This is a genomic window from Lewinella sp., from assembly GCF_050633125.1.
Lineage (GTDB): Bacteria > Bacteroidota > Bacteroidia > Chitinophagales > Saprospiraceae > Lewinella.
The window spans coordinates 78,370-98,034 of the sequence record NZ_JBOEFX010000075.1 but is presented as its reverse complement, the minus strand read 5'-3'; the positions used below and the strand labels follow the sequence as shown (position 1 = coordinate 98,034).

The window sequence follows — 19,665 nt, the reverse complement described above, 5'->3', positions numbered from 1 at the left end:
GTTTACACCTTTACACTTTTCCAACCTTTACACCTTCCTTGGGTGCGGGGTGCTTTATACGAGGTTACAGCACTAACGTTTACCCCCTTACACTCACCCAACCTTTACACAGTTCAAGGGTGCGGGTAGGATGCCTAATTTGCAAGGCCGCTGCCGTAACAGTTTACACAGCATTGTACAAAAAAAAGTTGGGCCATCGCTTTTCAAAAAGCGGGGCTCAACTTTTTTTTTGCTATTCCTAAAACCGCTGAATCAGATCAGCATTAAGGTCTTTTTCGGACGACACTGTTCTTTCTTTAGAAAAATATTGATAAAGCCCCCAAAACAACAACGCCTCCCCAATGTTTCCGGCCAAGCCGATTCCGCTAAAGACGACGCCCAACATTGTATGGTCAATATTGTCCGCCATATAAGGAAGATAGATCATGCTGATCGAATAGCTGAGCAGATGGCTCAATAGAAAAAGAACAATCCCAGCAACAATTATTCCCCGATGTTTACTCGCCTGGGTAGACCAAATGTTGTGGCCTAAGCGAATCAGAAAAACGACGGCAATGATGCCAGGTACCATTATTAGCAACTGCAAAGCAATTTCTGGCTGGCTGAAAAACATTTTTAGCAGGTTTCCCATGTGTATCGAATTTTACTTGTGATTATTCTGATTTTCTATTACCCATGCCTAGGGTAAAACTCACCGCAACAACATCACATCCCCCGAAAACACCTTGGTGGTTCCATCCTCGTAGTGTACCTCCAAAAAGTAGACGTAGATGCCTTGTGTAAGCTCTTCCCCCAAGCGATTTCCATCCCAGCGGTATTTAGCATCGCCCAGCAGGCCACTGCCCTGCTCAAAAACGAGACCTCCCCAGCGGTCGTAAATTTGCATCCTTAAAATTTGAGTATCGCTATTACTGACACCTTGCGGCGAGAAAAAATCATTGACACCGTCCAGGTTAGGGCTAAAAACATTGGGCAAGTAAAAAGGACAATTACCCGTTCCCACAGTCACCGCCAAAGTATCGGTGCAACCTAGACTATCACTAACAATATACTGATAAGTACCTGCGGCTAAGGCCGAAACCTTTTCTTCTGTTGGAATCATCACACCATTCTGACGTAGACTCAACGGCTCAGTGCCTCCATCAAAAGCCAGCGTAACTTCTCCGTCTTCTTCGAGACAGGAAGCAGATTGCTGGTTTTGCAAAGCAATCCTCACAGGAGGCGTATCCACCAATGTAACGGTCGTTTCTGCAAAACAGCCCGAGGCATCTTCTGCACGAACGGTATAGGTTCCGGCCGCGAGGTCGCTAAAAACCGGACTTATTTCATTACCAAGATCATTAATTTCATAAGAATACGGCGGTATGCCCCCAGTGGCGACGATTTCGATGCTCCCGTTGTTCTCTCCACAAGTGGCATTCGCGACCAACACTTCGTCTATTTCAAAAATCCCACTCGGCAAAACAGTCGCAGAAGCAGTCGCGGTACACCCTGCCTGATCCACCAAGTTGAGGGTATATTCCCCTGCCGCCAAGCCAGAAAAATTGCCATTATTTTGCACAGGTCCACCATTCAGAGAAAACTGAAAAGGCAGCAGTCCTGCTGTCACTGAAAACGACAGAAAACCGTTGTCTTCCCCACAACTCGTAGAGACAATGTTGACATCAGAAATAACGGGAATCCCTGCACCACCCAGGTTGGCCTGCGTCATCGCAGTACACCCGACAGCATCGATAATTTCCAACTGGTAGCTCCCAGCTGGCAAATCAGTGACCGTCAAACTACTACTCAGTATTCCATTTACATAGTACTCGTAGGGTTGAAGGCCGCCGGTAACAACTACTTCAATCTGACCATTGGTCAACCCACAGGTGGTATTTGTTATCCTCACTTCATTAAAAGCGGGCACATCCGCAGTAGGAACAAGCTCCTGGGTGCGTATGCAACCAACTTCATCCGCCACATAAACGGTGTACGTCATTAGTGATAGATTGCTAAAACCGGGGCTCGCTTGAAAATTCATACCATCCAACGAATAAGTCAGTGCCCCTACCCCACCGCTGGCGGTGATACTGATACTTCCATCAGCATTTCCACAGTTAAACCCATCCACTGTCACGTCATCAATATACACGGGGTTCGACCCAAAAAACTCGAAGGTGCTCGCGCCACCACTTACTTGCAACGGAATAGAACAGTAAAAATCAAGGCTATTATCCACAAAGTTCACTTCGTAGACATTGGCAGCATTGTCCGTCAAGGCATACACCGATATTTCATCACAGCTTTCCGCAAAGGAGACAATGCCAAAAATACGTCCCGGCACACTGCCATTAACAGCAATGGTACTGTTTGAGGGCTCTTGAATATCAACTTGAACGATATTGTCGTTTTCTGAAGCCATGTACAATTCGCCATCGAAGAAAGTCAGATCGCCCTCGGCGCCAAAACCAACATCACCAACAAACGTCCCCATATCCGAAGCCAGGTCATAACGCCACAAATCACCTTCCAGGCCGCAAACGTAGAAGATACCTTCCGCAGAAATCGTCAGCGCGGTATACAATTGGGTCGCGCCGGGCTCAAACATGTGCAAAAACGTGCTGGCACCCGTCAAGGGGTCTATTTCGTACAGCTGCCCCGTAGACGTAACACAGTACAGATTGCCGTTGGGGTGAAAACTAATATCGGTAGAACTGACCGGCATCGCACCAATCAATTGGTAACTACAATCGGATAAATCCAGGCTATACAGCTGGTTATTGAGCGTGCTCAAAAAGATATCCTGTGCCTTAAGAGAGGTCGACAACAGTAGAAAAAAAGAGAGGCTCAGTAAGGTACGCATTCGTCTTAGTTGGGGGGATGTTGATTCACAAAGATAAGCACAACCCTTTTATCTGCCTTTAAGCGGTATTAATTCTGGCCCCGCCATTAACCTTGCTATTACCTTAGTTTTGGGAAATTGTTCCAATATTATTTTGATAAACACGGTAATTGGTATCGATAGTATCATCCCGGGAACTCCCCAAAGGAATCCCCAAAACATGAGCATTACCAAAATGGTGATCACATTTATTGAAAAAGATTTACCCATAAAAATAGGTTCCAGCACCCCTCCCATGACCAGTTGAACAAGCGTTATGGTGAGTATAAAAAACAATAGTGTTCCGGTGGTATCCAATTCTACAAAAGCAAACAATGCTAATAATAGAACAGAAATAACGGAGCCTATCATTTGAACAAAATTAATTACAAACGCAAATAAGCCCCAGAAAACGGGGAAACTTACCCCAAAGAAATAGCAAGCAAGAGTAAAACCTAAACCCGTAAAAAAGCTGATAATAAACTTTACTTTGATGAATGTTATCAAGTCATTTTCAATGCGCATGAAAACTTTAATAGATGAAAATTTCTGCCGAATAACGGTTTCGTTTAAGATCATCTGAAAGTTCAAAGACTCGGCAAGAAGTAATATCGCAAAGAAGAAGGTCATCAAGGTCATTGAGATCGTGTTGCCGATCAAATCAATGGTTGAACCAAAGGTCTCGCTTACATCTATTTTCTCAAAATAGTGCTGTACAATGCCTTTTCCTCCTCCTCTTTCAATACCAAAAAAGTTTTCTAAAGGCGTAATTAATTTTTCTAATTTCAGTTCTGCCTTTTCAAATAGATTATTTTCGGATGCTAGAATTTCTCCACTTGAAATATGAATGACCTNNATGACCTCCCCTGTCAACTTAATAAACACCCCGATAATCACTACAACGATTAAAATGCTAATTACTTTAGGCACATTTTTCGTCCTTAACCAACGAACTAAAGGCCAAAAAAGTAATGCTATAAACATCGAAAAAACAAGCGGGATAAATATAAAAGACAATAGCTTTAGCACGTAAAAAATTACGGGTAGTGCTATTATTAGTAACAATATATTTGTTGTTCTTCTTTCATTCATTTTTTGTGTACGCCTTTATTTTGTGATTCTCTGACATTTTTTGTGNNAAAGTGAAAATAACGCTCCTTATCAGTCGCTTGACATTTTCACTTTAGCCTGACCACAGAAAACATCAGAGAAGGTGTTTTATTTCGGCTGTCTCGTCATGACCATGTAGGGGGTTACGCCCCCTGAGCTACGAAACACCTGCCTACTTGCACCTGGTTCGCAGGTGACAACCATAAGTGGCCTTCCACAAAACATATCAGGAACCAAAAAGATTAATAGGGGCCATGTTCGCACCAGACTATTTGCCGCTCCTTTGTGCAGGGTATGAACCCCTGCCTACGGAGCAGCTACTATCTCGTATTGGTTCCTGTCGGGCCACGGCCCGCCCATGTACCCCGCTGGCGGGGTCAGCCCGTAGAGACAGGTGCTTTTGCTGTTAGCTCTCTCTCTCGATTCTTTGGATCGGCCCCTCTAGCTGGACACACTTCTTGCTGCGAGTAGCTTTTCATCACTGCTTTATTCCATTTTCAACCGATCTCTTACCTCCATCAGTGCAAAGCCTAGCCAGTTGGTACCCATCCACTGGGTAGGGTCGCTGGCACGTGGGTCTTCTGCCGCCATACCTATTCCCCAAATCGCATCATTGGGGGCCGCCTCTACCAGTACTTGGTCGCCCGTACTGAGCAAGAAAGATCGTAAGCGTTTTGATTTGGAAAATTTCAAATAGTTCCCTTCTACCACCAACTCCATCGCGGCAGTGCTCCACTTCTCCTCTTGAAAACCTTTGACTTTGCGTCCAAAACGCTTGGCTTCAACAGGGGAATCTGCTTTGAGGATATGCTGGCGCATTTGTTCATCCTTGAACAAGCGTGCTTTTCCGGCCATCATCCAATGTTCAGCGGTAGGAAAATACTCGTCTTCGAAAGTAAACCCGCTGGCATACCATTGCGAAAGACAGCTCTTACCGATACCTCCATCCTTGCGCGGGCGATGCCCCCAGAAGTACAGAAAGTCAACGGCTTGACCGCTTTCGATAGTTTGGATTATTTTTTGAGTGTTGTAAAACATCTTTTTTTGATTAAGAAACAGCGCGAAAATAAAGTGTGTGTTTTCTACGCAATATGAATAACCTCACTGCTGCACCAGCATCGCTTTCTCTGCTGCAACGCCAATGGTCGCTACCGCACCGCTATTAAAATTAAGAAAATCCTGTTCAATGCCATCACTAAAAATAACGCCTTGACTGGGCATGAGCGAACTTAAACGCAAGTGTTCTTGCTCGCCCAGCTTGCCTGCCACCATGTTGATCTGGGTCTGCTTGGAGGCAAAAGGCTCCCTTACCGCAAAGATCAACTCGTTGGAAGCTACTTTTGGCGGCTCAAAGCCCGTAGGCACCCCGAAAATCGCTGGCACACGCTGCACCATATTGAATACGGAGCTTAGCCAAGCCGTGGAACCTGCCCGCGTAGAGACCAGCAAGCCGCTAGAGGAATGCACCTCCTGCTGCTGTCCCATCGCAATCTCGTAACGAGCCGAAACATGGCTGGCCGCACCAATAAACAATTCATTGAAGGCCAACAGCCGCTGACCATCCTGTAGGCGAGCTTCCGCCAGGCTGACCTCCTCTACCGGAAAGTCATTGCGTTGGATGCGGCGTACCCCGTCCAGGAAGTTGCTTACCGTGTAAGGTAACAAAACCCCATCGTAGCGATCTTCATCCGGGTTGATAGCCAGAATGGGGCAGCTTCCAGCGTATTTGGCCGTATTGGCCACCAGGCCATCCTGCCCCACTGTGATGATCAAATGTTGTTTGGCAAATAAGTATCCCGGCAGGAAGGAACGATCAAGCAACTTGTATTTCAACACTCCTGTCAGCTGGCGTTGCACTTCCGTCAAAGCATGGTGAAAATTGAGGTGTTCCTTTTCGTATTCCGCAAAGTCACCGCCGTTTCGCTCCAAATAGAACTGGGCCTGGGCCTTGGTGTTGAAGCGTTCAATGAGTTGCTCCAAGCGGGTTTTGCTTTTTACGATCAGGGCATATTCGTAACTCATTATCTTCCTTTTTCCAAGAGGTTCTCTAATAGGTCCGGGCTGATGTTGAGGTTGCCAATCTTGCCTGCATTCTCTGCCAGTTCACGGAACGCGAGCGTCATGTTCAGGCGAGGGTCAGGGTTGTTAGACAAGGCGGTGATCATCTTCCAATCCAGGTCTTTGTAAGGTTTCAGGGTGGTATCTACAACGTATGCTTTCGTATCCGCGAGCTTGCGGTCATTGATGGCTTTTTGTTCTACCAGCGATTGGCGTTGCTGCTCTAGTTCAATGTTTCCGGCCATCACCATTTCATTGAGTTTTCGCTTATTCTCCTGGCGAAGCACCTCTGACTCCATCTTCTTTTCCGTGATTTGCTTCTGCTTTTCTTCGACGGCAATCTCGGTATTAAGCTCTGACTCTTTGATCTTCCGCTCCTGCTCAACCGCAAAATTGCGGCGTTCGTAGATGGCTTGATCAGCCTCCTGTTGGAGTTTCTCACGAGTGGATGTTTCCAGTGCCCGCGTCATTTCCGGTACCGCACGAACCGCCAGAATGTTGACCCCCATGATCTCGATACCCAGCATGCTAATCATCGGAGACGATTGGAGCCCGCTCAGTATGCGCTGCTCTAAGGTCGAAGCTGCACCAAGGGTGTCCTGCAAACTCAGGCCATGAATAAAAGCCGTCACCGCCGTCTGCGCCTCGTTGATGGTACGCTGATTGAGCTTTTCCAGATCATTCTTTTTGTACCTCCCCTCTTCATTGACGGTGAAGTCGAGAACGTCCGCCAGTTTTTTAGGTTCACTGATCTGGTAACTGATCTGCCCCTGGATGGTAACCGTTTGGTAATCGGCACTCATCTCCTTGAAGACGAAAGGCAAATCATTGCCTCCCATCGGAATCGCAACAATGGAGCTATTGGGGGTAAAATAGAAAAAAGAGAGACCGCGCCCTTCTTGGTTGATGGCGCCGTTTTTGTAGTGCATGACGTAGGTCATCGCGTCGAACTGAATGTGTTTGAAACCGAACATATTATTTGGGGTTTTTAGAACCTGTAAGGGGTTTAAATTTCGGGCTGCTCTTGCCAAATTATGAGTTGTACTTCGTTCTTCTTCGGTCGCGTAGCTTTGGCTATGCTCCCTCATCGGGCCTCGTCCAACACATAATTTACCTACGTTCGCTCCAAAAATAAACTCCTTACACGTTCTTTAGTTTGTTTTATTTCTAAACGAAGTATCAATACGACAAATATACAGGCACTTAGTTTAAAAAGCAAACTAAGTAGCAAAAAAACTTCAATTAGTAACCCATAAAGTCAGGATTTGACCACTAAATCTGGAAGAAGTGGTGGCTGCTAGCCCCCTTACTCCGAGCCCCTCTGTCAGAAACAAGCAACCTGGTTGTAGAAAACCTATCCCCGACTCTACGAGCCGACCCCGCCAGCGGATATCCCAATCGCTAGAACAGCAATAGTCGCGCAGGCCGTGAGGCCGGAGCGCGGGGCCCGGAGGGGGCAAGGACGAAGGATAGAAGGAAGCGATAGCGACCGAATAGTCTGGTGCCGTAGTGGTGTTTGCGAAGCAACACCGCTACCGGCATGGCCCCAAATATAGTCCTCCAAGGCAGGATTTGTGATTTCTGACTTACTCTTTTTTAGCCTCGCTGCGTTAAAGCCTCGCCGTAACTCCGGTTATGCCTACGTTTTTCGCCTTGCTAGTCTAAAAAACAGAGGCGTCATATTCTCACAAATCCTGCCTTGGTAGACTATAACCAGCACCTTAAGCATTTTTGGGGTTACTACGACTGAACAATTTGGCCCATGAATAGCAGGTAGAAAAGGAGTAATATCCAGCCTTCCCAGCGGGTGATCAGGCGATCGAAGGCCATGACGCCAAAGAGAATGGTCATGACGATCATGAGGGGAAGGTAGAACGAGATGATGTCGGCAGGGATTTCCAGGTTGCCTATTAAGCCAGGAACGGCCATCACGATGAAGGTGTTGAAAATATTGGAGCCTAAGACATTACCGATGGCAATGGAGGCTTTTCCGCGTCGGGCGGCAGTAAGGCTTACAACCACTTCGGGTAGGCTAGTGCCAATGGCTACGGCAGAAAGCGCAATCAGCTTAGGAGGAATGGTAAGGATAGTGCTAATTTGGGTGATGGCATAAATCGTGTATTCGGCACCGAAATAGACCAATACGCCACCCAAAACGAGCAATAAATAATGTTTGGGTAAGGCTTTGGGGCGGTCATCACTGTCTGCTCGTTCGTTGCCTTTAAAGGAATAAGTAAGGAAAAGGATCAATGCAAGGATTAAAAGTATGCATTCAAAAGTGCTCAAATGTGAATCCGCGAGTACAAACCACAACATGAACGCTGATGCCCAGAGGAAAGACATGTCTATTAGCCACAGGTCATTGTCGAGGTGAATGTTTTTCACTACAATGGCGGTAAGGCCTAAGACTAAAGCAATATTGGTAATGTTGGAGCCAATAACATTGCCCACTACTATTTCGGATTGTCCTGCAAATACAGAGGCAATAGAAGTGGCCAATTCTGGCAAGGAGGTGCCAAAAGCAACAATGGTGACCCCAATAATAAAGGGAGAAATACCCATTGAGAGGCCAATGGATTCAGCAGAATCTACGAACCAGTTGGATGCTTTGAGCAGGGTAGCCAGTGCTGCAATAAAAATACCAATATAGAGGAGTAAATCCATGTCTTATTATTGCTCAATGTGTTTTTGTGCTGTTCTAAAAGAATTGGCAGGCCGTAACGGTCCTGCCAATTCTAATGATGTTAGTAAAACAACTTCTCTTCGACTTTAGTCGAAGGGGGAGCGGTCTTAGTAACGGTAGTATTCTGGCTTGAATGGGCCTTCTTTCTTCACGCCGATGTAATCGGCTTGGTCTGTAGAAAGCTCTTCTAGTTCTACACCAATCTTAGCAAGGTGCAGGCGTGCCACCTGCTCGTCGAGATGCTTAGGCAGGGTGTATACTTTGTTTTCGTAGTTATCTTTGTTGGTCCACAGTTCGATTTGTGCCAATACTTGATTGGTGAAGCTGTTAGACATAACAAAACTTGGGTGACCAGTAGCACAACCCAGGTTTACCAAGCGGCCTTCGGCCAACACGATGACGTCTTTGCCGTCGATGGTGTATTTGTCTACCTGCGGCTTGATTTCTACTTTCGTAGAACCATAGGTGCCGTTTAACCAAGCCATGTCAATTTCGTTATCAAAATGGCCGATATTACAAACGATCGCTTTGTCGCGAAGTAAACGGAAGTGCTTCTCGGTAATGATATCCTTATTACCGGTAGCGGTGATTACGATATCAGCGCGAGGAATAGCTGTTTCAGAGCGCAATACTTCGAATCCGTCCATAGCTGCCTGTAATGCACAGATAGGGTCTACTTCAGAAACGATTACACGACAACCTGCACCACGTAGGCTCGCTGCGGTACCTTTACCTACATCACCGTAACCAGCAACGAAAGCTACTTTACCAGCCATCATGACGTCTGTCGCACGGCGGATAGCATCTACTGCCGATTCTTTACAACCGTACTTGTTGTCGAACTTAGACTTGGTTACGGAGTCGTTCACGTTGATCGCCGGCATCGGAAGGGTGCCTTTGTTCATACGCTCGTATAAGCGGTGTACACCAGTAGTGGTTTCTTCGCTCAGGCCGTTGATGTCTTTTACCAATTCAGGGTAATCATCGAGTACCATATTGGTCAAATCACCACCATCATCGAGGATCATATTTAGGGCCTCTCCACCAGGGAAGGCACGTAGCGTCTGTTCGATTGCCCAGCTGAATTCTTCCTCGTTCATACCTTTCCAGGCGTATACAGGAATTCCTGCTGCTGCGATAGCTGCTGCTGCGTGGTCTTGGGTAGAGAAGATGTTACAGCTAGACCAGGTAACTTCAGCACCCAATTCTACCAGTGTTTCGATCAATACCGCAGTTTGAATTGTCATGTGCAGACAACCCGCAATACGTGCACCTTTCAGGGGCTTGCTTACTCCGTACTCTTCGCGTAGGGCCATTAGGCCTGGCATTTCAGCCTCTGCTAATTCAATTTCTTTACGGCCCCAGTCGGCCAGGTTAATATCTTTAACCTTGTACTTTAATGTTTCTGTTGCAGACATGCAATTAAATTTTCAATTTGGCAATGGCCGGAGATTTGCTACCGGCCAGAATTCGACCGCAAAAGTACGCAATTATTCGCGGTTTTGAGGTCTTTGTTTCAATGCTTTACGCAGGGTTAACAATAGAGAAGGGCTAAGTGTTTTCACTCTTCGGCACTGTCTTCGTATTTCCATTTAGCACCGAAGCGTTCTACCAGGATGTTGTCATAATGATCGGCGCGTTCAAAGAGGTGTTGGAAACGTTTTTTGCCGCTCTCTACTTCCAGGTAGCGATCATAGATAAGAATAGACAGGATAACATCGCGCCCTTTGACACTAAAGGTTAGGCCATCATCTTCGTAGTTTTCTCGTAGCAAGTATTCGTACAATTCACCCAGTTGGTCCTGGGGTAATCGGCAAAGGTGAGCGTCGCCGGTAATCAAGCCTGAATCTTCGTGGTAGGACACGAGTATACGGGCGCTTCCTTCTTGAATTTCCCAAGTGTTTAGGCCACGGCGAGCGAGGCGTACATCATGGTCGAGTGCAGCCAGTAGTAGTTCTATGGTGTAGGGAGTGCCTACGGGTTCAAATGCTTCTGATTCGGAAGCGAGGCGCAGGTAGGCTCCGCAATTAGGGCAGTAAGAGGTTTCTTTTTGATCTGCAAAGACCACCTTTCGACAGGAATTGCAGCGAGCAGCGATCTCATTTCGCTCTTCCGCCAAATAGAGGTTTATCGTTTCCAGCACAAAAGCGGCTGGTAGCGAGAATCCAAGCCCTTGGGCTTCTTCCAAGTCTAGTACGTTAAGGCCGATTATTTGACCTTGCTTATCGACCAGTGGGCCTCCGCTGTTGCCGGGGTTGAGTGCGGCGTCGTGTTGGTAATAATAAAAGTCTTCGTGTTTGCGGCGGTTATTGGATAGGTTACCGATGGTGCTGGAAAACCGTAGACCAAAAGGGTGCCCCATGGCTAATACCTGATCACCGGCTGCAGGCTCATCGCCTTCGCGGAATTTTATCTCGGGCAACTCATAAGCGGTATCCAGTTTTAGGAGGGCGACATCGTAATAAGCATCCCAATAGACGATTTTGGCCATCTGCCGGGGCAGGTTTTCTGCTTCGATAATCACTTCCCGGTTATCGCGTACAAGGTGCTCGTTGGTGACGATCAGCTGTAGGTCCTGAAGGAAAAAACCAGTTCCACCCATGTTGTATGGAGTGGCAATTTGGACAAGAACGGGCCGGAATTTTTGGATGATATCCTGCATACGGACAAAGGCCTTGTTTGAGGTTAAATAAGCGTGGAACTTAATTTCGCTGGACTTTCGGAGAAAGTGTAACGAAGGTAAGAAAACAGATTGAGAATACTTGTGACCATATATTGGGACAACTTAGGATGAGGTTGCCAATTAAGTAACCCTCTTCAACTTAAGGGAATGAACGCCACCTAATGATAGGTGTATTATGTAAGCATAGGTCCTATTAGAATAAGTCTATTATAAAATCTAGTTGCTTTTATGAAATATATTAATATCATTTTTTTGTTTTTGACACTACAGCTTTCTGCTCAATCCATAGATTTAGCCACGCAGGTAGAGGCCGTTGTCCAGCCATATATGGCAGAGGAAGGTATCGTTGGCCTGGCGGTAGGGGTTGTGCAGGATGGGCAAGTACTGCTATCTAGCGGTTATGGTACGAAAGAAATTGGGCGAGATGCACCTGTTGATAGTCTTACTAATTTCTTGACGGCTTCTATCTCTAAACTGTTTACGGCTACTGCAATTATGCAGCTCCATGAACAAGGTCGGATTGACCTACAGGGTAAGGTCACGGATTATCTTCCCGAATTTACAATGAAAGATGATCGGTATAAAGATATTACGGTTTACCAACTTTTAACGCATACCTCGGGAATTGCCAATTATTTTAACCCTCGGTTTATTCAACCACCACACGATAGTGTAGCACTAAGCATGTTTGCTGAAAAGTTAGCAACAAAAAAGCTTCGTTTTGAACCGGGGGTAAGTCTCAGCGAAAAAACCTATAGCAATTCTGGTTATAATATGCTAGGACTCATCATTGAGCGGATTGCAGGATGTTCTTTCTCTGCTTATATGGAGGAGCATTTACTGTCTCCTGTAGGTATGGAGAATAGCAGTTTCTTTATTGATAGTATTCCTGTTGAGCGTAGAAGTATACCCCATCGAAAGCAATGGTTGACAGGGAGAATTTCCCCATCAGATTATTATCCAGACATTCCGCAGGATAAGCCTTGTGGCAATCTGAATTCCTGCACTGCCGATTTATGTAAATGGATGTTGCATAACCTATCAATATACGATACTACCAAGATCCACCGAGGAGTTATAGCACCCTCTTCCCTTCGTCAAATGTGGACAGCACAAGAGGAAATAGACGGATATTCAACGTCGGTAGGGCTAGGGTGGTGGATAGTTAACTCAGCAACTTACGGGGATTACCTTTTCCATGTGGGCAACGACCCCGGGTTTTCAGCGACGCTGATGTTGTGGCCTGAACATGGTTTTGGACTCGTTTTGCTCTGTAATGGGATGTATCCGATGGATACTGTCTGGAATAAAATTCCTTTTGCTATTGTAGACCTCTTTAAAAAAGAGTGGCAGGATTAGCCTTTTCTACCACTCAGCCCCAGGATAGGCCCGTTGCATCCATTGTAACTCTGCGAGGATATAGCCTAGTGCTTCTGTGTGCATGCCTTGTTTTCCGCCCTGCTGAGGATATTCGTTTTCAGGAATGATAAGTGTGGCTTCCGTGATAATAGCCTTTCGTTTAGCTTCCACCAGCGGGCGCAGTGCTGCCAAGTCAGGCCCAATACCTGCTGCGTGAGCAGCTTGATCGATCTCGTCGGGAAGGAGCGCCTCTTCAGCGTACATCCAGAGGTCGTCTAGTGCTTGCTGCATTTTTTGATGACTTTCTTCGGTTCCATCGCCCAGACGAATCATCCATTCGGAGGAGTACCGCAGGTGGTAGGTCACTTCCTTGAGCGACTTCTGCGCGATAGCTTTTATCTGATCGTTGCTACTATCTATGAGTGCTTCGTGCAAGTAATAATTAAAACTATCAAAGAGAAATTGACGAACAATCGTGTAGGCAAAATCTTCATTAGGGTGCTCTACGAGTAGGAGATTTCTGAACTCCCGATTGTCACGCAAAAAAGCGATCGCATCTTCGTCACGACCGTTGCCCTCTACTTCGCCAGCTAGTGCCAGCCAGCTACGCGCCTGTCCTATGAGGTCAAGTGCAATGTTGGTAATGGCAATGTCTTGCTCCAGGATCGGGCCGTGCCCACACCATTCGCCGAGTCGTTGGCCAAGAATCAGGGTATTATCACCGAGGCGGAGGAGATAGTCGAAGTGTTGCTGGTTGGTCATATTAGGGAATCGGAATTAGGAAATCGGAAATCGGAATTAGGAAACAAGTCGGAGCTAGGTTGTACTTCCGACTTCTTACCTCCCACTTCCCACTTCCTACATGTGTTTAATATTATCCGGAACATCATAAAAAGTAGGGTGGCGGTAGACCTTGTCGTTGGCTGGTTCAAATAGCTCTCCGCTTTGGTTAGGGCTGGAGGCAGTAATGTGTCGGCTTTCCACCACCCATAGACTTACACCTTCGTTGCGGCGTGTATATACGTCACGGGCATTTTCCATAGCCATTTCGGCATCAGCAGCATGTAGGCTGCCAGCGTGTTTATGGCTTAAGCCATTCTTGCTACGGATAAAAACTTCCCAAAGTGGCCAGGAATTCATAAGGTTTATTTTTTGCAGAGAGCTATTTCTCTCTATGCTTTAATCGTTATCATGTCGAACATCACCGTACTTGGTTATATTTAGGTGATGTTGGGGTAGAGAATCAAGGTTGGGACAATCACCAGCCCCTATCCCCCGACTAAGTACGCTGTATCATAGAACTAAGCTACTTCTTCGCGTGCTGCTTCGGTACGTTGACGGCGTTTTTCGGCGTAAGCCATAGCTGCATCACGCACCCATGCGCCTTCATCATGCGCCTTGCGGCGGGCACGTAGACGCTCACGGTTACAGGGGCCGTTGCCTTTGACGACGTTCCAAAATTCATTCCAATCAATAGCACCGAAATCATATTGACCAGTTTCTTCATTCCATTTAAGATCAGGGTCTGGAATGGTAAGTCCCAGGAATTCTGCCTGAGGAACGGTAGCGTCGACAAAACGCTGGCGCAGTTCGTCGTTGGTGAAACGTTTGATACGCCAAGCCATACTTTGAGCAGTGTTCGGAGATTCATCATCGGCAGGGCCAAACATCATCAAGGAAGGCCACCACCAGCGATTGAGGGCATCTTGGGCCATTTCTTTTTGAGCTTCATTTCCTCTACTGAGGGTGAGCATGATTTCGTACCCTTGGCGTTGGTGAAAGCTTTCTTCTTTACAGACGCGTACCATTGCGCGAGCGTAAGGGCCGTAAGAAGTACGGCAAAGTGGGACTTGATTCATGATGGCTGCACCGTCGACGAGCCACCCGATGGCACCCATGTCTGCCCAGGAAAGGGTAGGGTAGTTGAAGATACTACTGTATTTAGCTTTGCCGCTGTGCAGTTGATCAAGCAATTCTTCCCGATCAATCCCCAGCGTTTCACAAGCACTATAAAGGTAGAGGCCATGGCCGGCTTCATCCTGTACTTTGGCCAATAGGGCAACCTTGCGGCGAAGATTGGGGGCACGCGTTACCCAATTACCTTCGGGTAACATTCCTACAATTTCACTGTGGGCGTGCTGGGAAATCTGGCGAATAAGCGTCTTACGGTATTTTTCCGGCATCCAATCCTTAGGCTCGATGCGTTCGTCTGCATCAATGCGGGCTTGGAATTGTTCTTCTAATACGGTTACTTTCTCCATGATCACTGGTTTAAAATGCACTCAAAGATAATGTATTTTTAGAACACGAACAAATGTTCGTTTGTTGCGAATTGCTGATTTTTCAATGAAAGTTTGTTACTTTTTAAAGGTCTTCCATTATAGTATTAGACACTCTCGTAAAAAGGCGCTCCAATTGTATTGTTTTTTTGATCTTAAGAGGCGCCCAAAAAAATGCTTGTACAAGCGCTTAACTTTCTGATTCAACTTACTCCGTTTTAAACTTTATTGTAAATATTTAATTCAGAACATCATGTTGAAAAGATGGATCTGCTGCCTATGTATTGTAGGTAGCCTGGCTACGCTTGTGGCCCAAACGGAGAACAGTCCTAACACAATGGCCGGAAAAACCTGGCTGGAAGGTGGAGGTGAAAACGCATACGAAGCTTCTCCTCCCTTGCCCTATGCGGGCGTAAGAGAAGCCGATATAATGTGGGAAAAACGGGTGTGGAGAGTGATTGATACGAGAGAGAAAATTAACCTCACTTTCCGTCATCCGGAATTTGCGTTATTCAGTGTTCTTGCAGAAGGCTTGGCTGCTGGGGAGCTTAGTGCCTATAGCCCCGAAGATGATCGTTTCAATGAACGTGTCTCCAGTGAAGAAATATTCAATAAGCTTAATAAATCGGATACGGTAACGGTTATTGACCCCGTGACTGGAGATTATTCTACCCAAATTGTGACCAATGATTTTGACCCGGAGCGTATCAAACGCTGGCGCGTGCAAGAGGTATGGTACTTTGATACGCGTTACAGCCAAATGAAAGTAAGAATTATCGGGATCGCTCCACTGGTAGAAACAACCATCTCTGATGGCAATGGTGAGCTGTCTTTTGAATCACCTATTTTTTGGATCAATTATGCAGAGGCGAGGCCATGGCTTGCGCAACATACCGCCATTATCCCCGGCAATGATCATAGCCGAACCTCTTGGGAGGATCTTTTTGCTATGCGCCGTTTTGATTCTTATGTCTATCAAGAAAACGATATGCGAGGCAGGCGCTTGGAGGATTACCTTTCTGGAACGGATTTGTTGTTAGAAAGCAAAAAGATAGACCGAACGATTCAGAATAAGGAAATGGATATGTGGAGTTATTAGTATTGGGGCTACAACTCAAGTCCAAGAAATTGAGCACTTTGAACACGGTATTCTCCGTCAATCAGTTGGAGTTGTATTCTTTTTCGATTCCTGCCTTGTCGGTGGTTTTGTAAGTAATTCGAAAAATAGGAAATTTGCCTCCGGTTTCATCATTTTCGATGGAGCCGGAGGCAAAATTTAAGGGATGATATTGTTAGACTAAGTTACACCATTTCCCCAACCTTCGCCACTGCACGGTCAAGCCCTTCTGGATCCTTACCACCGGCGGTAGCAAAATGCGCTTGGCCGCCACCGCCACCTTTGATCTCGCGAGCGAGTTCGCGGATGATTTTGCCGGCGTTTAGGTCTTTGGCGGTAGCCAATTCCTGGTTGATGATGAGGGTCAGTAATGGCTTGCCATCATTTTCAGAAGCCAGGAGTACGAAGGCGTTTTCTACCTCTTTCTCCAGCTGGAAAGCCAAGGTCTTCACCGCGCCAGCATCACTCAGAGGGATGCGTGCTGCCAAGAAGTTAATTCCTCCGCGATCTTCAAACTTTTGCTTGAGGTCGCCTTTGAGGTTGGAAGCCTGGGCGGCAACCAGTTTTTCTACTTCCCGCTTCAGCGTCTTATTTTCTTCTTGCAGGCTGGTGATGCCTTTAACCAGATCGTTGCTCTTGAGCAGGTTGCTGACTTCACTCAGTAGCTGAAGTTGCTCGTTGATATAGGCCTCTGCACCGGCACCCGTTACTGCTTCGATTCGGCGGATACCTGCCGCAACGGAATCTTCCTTCACGATTTTAAACAGGCCAATTTCGCCGGTAGCGGGTACGTGCGTACCACCACACAGTTCTTGAGAGAAGCCTTCTTCGAAGGTGATTACGCGCACGGCATCGCCGTACTTTTCTCCAAACAGCATCATTGCGCCCAGCTCTTTGGCTTCGGCAATGGGTACATCACGGCGCTCGTCTAGTACAATGTTTTGGCGGATTTTTTCATTCACCATCTTCTCAATCGAAGCTAATTCTTCGTCGGTTACCTTCTGGTAGTGCGAGAAGTCAAAGCGAAGACGATTATTATCAACGTTTTGTCCTTTTTGCAGCGCGTGCTCGCCTACTATTTGGTGTAGTGCAGCGTGCATGAGGTGCGTGGCCGTGTGGTTCTGGGAAGTAGCTGCCCGGCGTTCGGGGTTGACGCGTGCCAGTACTTTGCTTTCCAGGTTATCGGGCAAGCGATTCACAATGTGAATGATCAGGTCATTCTCTTTTTGGGTGTCTATAACCTTCAAGCTTTGGCCATCGACGATAAGTTCGCCGCGGTCACCTGCTTGTCCGCCGCTTTCTGCGTAGAATGGGGTAGTAGCCAGTACGACCTGGAATTGGTTCTTCTTTTTGACGACGACGGTGCGGTACTTCAGTACTTCGGTGCTCTCTACTTCGAGTTGGTCGTAGCCTACGAAGCTTACTTCGCCATCATTGACGGTCTGCCAGTCGCCCACTTCCTTTTCTGCGTCTTTGCGGGCTCGGTTTTTTTGCTCTTTGAGGGCGCTTTCATAACCAACTTCATCGATAGAGAGGCCTAACTCACGAGCCATTAGGCGAGTAAGGTCGATGGGGAAGCCAAAAGTGTCTTTTAATTCAAACGCATAAGTTCCTAAAATAGGAAAATCCTCTAGTGCTACTGAAGAGTCGAAGGAAAGAACTTTATTTAATTTATCATTAATGCTGCCATTATAAAAATCAGAAAGAGTAATAAAAATTCCTTCTAGCAAGCCAGCTTTTGCTTGGTTTTTGAAATGGGTCCTACTTACATTACTATCTCTAAGTTTAAACTCTATAGCAAATTGATGAGAAAGAGAAAGTAAATCAAATTTATAATCATTTGTTATACTACCAGTAGCTTCTCTAATTATTTCTACGTTATTGTGTTGTAAATAATCGCTTAACCCTTTTAAAATAGAGTCATGAGCGTATTGTTTAAATTTGACTATGCCATTTTCCAATGTATTCAAAAAGGTCTTCTCCTCGCTTTCAATAATCTTGGCAATCTGCTCTTCCTGGGCCTGTAGTTCAGGGAAGCTTGCGCCCATCTCTTTAACCAAGATAGGCACTAATTTATGAAGCAGTGGCTGCTTCACATCCAGGAAAGAGTAGTAGTAACGCACTGCCCGCCGCAAAATCCGACGAATGACATATCCCGCTCCGCCGTTGTCGGGGAGCTGCCCATCGGCAATGGTAAAGGATACGGCACGAATATGATCGGAGATCACTCGCATAGCCATATCTGCTTTGGCGTTGGGGCCGTAGCTGTAGCCGTATTTATGTCCGGTTTCTTTTTCGAGGAAAGAAATCAGGGGGGTGAAAATATCGGTGTCGTAGGTAGCTGTCTTGTTTTGCAATACCATACACAGACGTTCGAAGCCCATGCCGGTGTCTACGTGTTTGGCAGGTAGACTTTCAAGGCTGCTGTCGGCTTTGCGATTGAATTGGATAAATACATTGTTCCAAATTTCTACAACACCGCTATCGTCTACATTGACGAGTGTAGCACCGTCGACTTTGGCGCGTTCTTCGTCGCTGCGGGTATCTACGTGGATTTCGGTACAGGGGCCGCAGGGGCCGGTGTCACCCATCTCCCAAAAGTTGTCTTTTTTGTCACCATCCAGGATGCGGTCGGTAGGTAGGTGGCGTTTCCAGAAATCGCGTGCTTCTTCGTCGGAAGCTAGTTTTTCAGCAGCATCGCCGCCAAATACGGTTGCGTAAAGGCGGTCTGCCGGGATGCCCATACGGTCGGTAAGGAACTCCCAGGACCAAGCAATAGCTTCGTCTTTGAAGTAATCGCCAAACGACCAGTTGCCCAACATCTCGAACATAGTATGGTGGGTACCGTCCAGACCAACATCCTCCAAGTCATTGTGCTTACCAGATACGCGCATACATTTTTGGGTATCTGCAATCCGTGGGGCAGCAGGGGTTTGGTTGCCGAGGAAATAATCCTTAAACTGGTTCATGCCCGCGTTGGTGAACATCAGGGTAGGGTCGTTGCGTAACACAATCGGTGCAGAAGGCACTATTTTATGTTGTTTCTCAGCAAAAAAGTCTAAAAAAGCCTGGCGGATTTCGTTCGCTTTCATCGCGGTCGTTGGTTTGCGGTCTGGTAATTTTGGGTTGTCTGTTGAGTAGTATAAAGTGCTACTTAAAGATCAAAGTTCCCAACACTACAAAGTAGATCTAAAATTTGAGCGACAAAGATACAGAATTGTAGAAAGGGTGTAGAAGAAGTAGTACATAAAGTTGTGAGCACCTCCATTTTGATCGATTAGTAATGTGGGGGGCGTGCCGGTAAGTGGCGTTTGCGCAGCAATGCCACTGCGGTACCAGGTTACCAGTAGCTCTATCGTTCAGGGTATGGAAATTGTCCGGCTCTCTCGATGGATTGGGGGCCGCCATGCTTCAGGCTTGGCTTTGCGTAGTGCTGATCGTACTAGTGCGATCATACAATTGGGTGCAAATCGACCACCAAGATGCCCTGCGCTAGGGGTGGGAGCCAGCACC

At 46.6% G+C, this 19,665-nt stretch carries 14 protein-coding genes and 2 pseudogenes; 2 read left to right on the top strand and 14 right to left on the bottom strand.

Translation table 11 applies throughout. The annotated features are described in order from the left end of the window. Window positions 1-238: 238 nt before the first annotated feature. From ACRBG0_RS16500 to ACRBG0_RS16455, 10 genes and pseudogenes are all read right to left on the bottom strand, one after another. A complete protein-coding gene (locus tag ACRBG0_RS16500) occupies window positions 239-631 on the bottom strand; it encodes a hypothetical protein (RefSeq protein WP_431487967.1) in 393 nt (130 codons plus the stop codon). Window positions 632-691: 60 nt separating this feature from the next. Next, a complete protein-coding gene (locus tag ACRBG0_RS16495; protein ID WP_431487966.1) occupies window positions 692-2,845 on the bottom strand; it encodes a gliding motility-associated C-terminal domain-containing protein in 2,154 nt (717 codons plus the stop codon). Window positions 2,846-2,893: 48 nt separating this feature from the next. Then, a pseudogene (locus ACRBG0_RS16490) lies at window positions 2,894-3,717 on the bottom strand (AI-2E family transporter); the annotation flags it as partial. Between the two features lie 2 nt (window positions 3,718-3,719). Further along, a pseudogene (locus ACRBG0_RS16485) lies at window positions 3,720-3,955 on the bottom strand (AI-2E family transporter); the annotation flags it as partial. Window positions 3,956-4,459: 504 nt separating this feature from the next. Further along, window positions 4,460-5,011, bottom strand: a complete 552-nt coding sequence (locus ACRBG0_RS16480) for an NADAR family protein (RefSeq protein ID WP_431487965.1) — start codon at window positions 5,009-5,011, stop codon at window positions 4,460-4,462. A 63-nt stretch (window positions 5,012-5,074) separates the two neighbouring features. Continuing rightward, window positions 5,075-5,995, bottom strand: a complete 921-nt coding sequence (locus ACRBG0_RS16475) for a sugar kinase (protein WP_431487964.1) — start codon at window positions 5,993-5,995, stop codon at window positions 5,075-5,077. Beyond that, on the bottom strand, window positions 5,995-7,005 hold the full coding sequence (locus ACRBG0_RS16470) for an SPFH domain-containing protein (RefSeq protein WP_431487963.1): 1,011 nt from the start codon (window positions 7,003-7,005) through the stop codon (window positions 5,995-5,997). The genes ACRBG0_RS16475 and ACRBG0_RS16470 overlap by 1 nt, the downstream gene beginning before the upstream one ends. A 766-nt stretch (window positions 7,006-7,771) precedes the next feature. Then, on the bottom strand, window positions 7,772-8,695 hold the full coding sequence (locus ACRBG0_RS16465; RefSeq protein ID WP_431487962.1) for a calcium/sodium antiporter: 924 nt from the start codon (window positions 8,693-8,695) through the stop codon (window positions 7,772-7,774). 126 nt (window positions 8,696-8,821) lie between these two features. Then, window positions 8,822-10,132 carry an adenosylhomocysteinase gene (gene ahcY / locus ACRBG0_RS16460; protein WP_431487961.1) on the bottom strand — a complete coding sequence of 437 codons (1,311 nt, stop codon included), beginning with the start codon at window positions 10,130-10,132 and terminating at the stop codon, window positions 8,822-8,824. Window positions 10,133-10,275: 143 nt separating this feature from the next. Next, window positions 10,276-11,376: a trypsin-like peptidase domain-containing protein gene (locus ACRBG0_RS16455; RefSeq protein WP_431487960.1), complete on the bottom strand. Its 1,101-nt coding sequence runs from the start codon at window positions 11,374-11,376 to the stop codon at window positions 10,276-10,278. A 249-nt stretch (window positions 11,377-11,625) separates the two neighbouring features. Between ACRBG0_RS16455 and ACRBG0_RS16450 the strand changes: the two genes are divergently transcribed. After that, window positions 11,626-12,756 carry a serine hydrolase domain-containing protein gene (locus ACRBG0_RS16450; protein ID WP_431487959.1) on the top strand — a complete coding sequence of 377 codons (1,131 nt, stop codon included), beginning with the start codon at window positions 11,626-11,628 and terminating at the stop codon, window positions 12,754-12,756. Between the two features lie 6 nt (window positions 12,757-12,762). Here the strand turns inward: ACRBG0_RS16450 and paaC are convergent, their stop codons facing one another. The 3 genes from paaC to paaA form a co-directional block, all read right to left on the bottom strand. Continuing rightward, window positions 12,763-13,518: a 1,2-phenylacetyl-CoA epoxidase subunit PaaC gene (gene paaC / locus ACRBG0_RS16445; RefSeq protein WP_431487958.1), complete on the bottom strand. Its 756-nt coding sequence runs from the start codon at window positions 13,516-13,518 to the stop codon at window positions 12,763-12,765. A 96-nt stretch (window positions 13,519-13,614) separates the two neighbouring features. After that, entirely contained in the window at window positions 13,615-13,896 is a 282-nt protein-coding gene (paaB, locus tag ACRBG0_RS16440) for a 1,2-phenylacetyl-CoA epoxidase subunit PaaB (protein WP_431487957.1), read from the bottom strand. A 161-nt stretch (window positions 13,897-14,057) separates the two neighbouring features. Beyond that, on the bottom strand, window positions 14,058-15,017 hold the full coding sequence (gene paaA, locus ACRBG0_RS16435) for a 1,2-phenylacetyl-CoA epoxidase subunit PaaA (protein WP_431487956.1): 960 nt from the start codon (window positions 15,015-15,017) through the stop codon (window positions 14,058-14,060). A 271-nt stretch (window positions 15,018-15,288) separates the two neighbouring features. On the opposite strand from paaA, the gene gldN reads away from it, so the two are divergent. Then, window positions 15,289-16,134 carry a gliding motility protein GldN gene (gene gldN / locus ACRBG0_RS16430; RefSeq protein WP_431487955.1) on the top strand — a complete coding sequence of 282 codons (846 nt, stop codon included), beginning with the start codon at window positions 15,289-15,291 and terminating at the stop codon, window positions 16,132-16,134. Between the two features lie 203 nt (window positions 16,135-16,337). On the opposite strand, the gene alaS is transcribed toward gldN, so the two are convergent. Continuing rightward, a complete protein-coding gene (gene alaS / locus ACRBG0_RS16425; RefSeq protein ID WP_431487954.1) occupies window positions 16,338-19,244 on the bottom strand; it encodes an alanine--tRNA ligase in 2,907 nt (968 codons plus the stop codon). Between the last annotated feature and the right edge of the window lie 421 nt (window positions 19,245-19,665).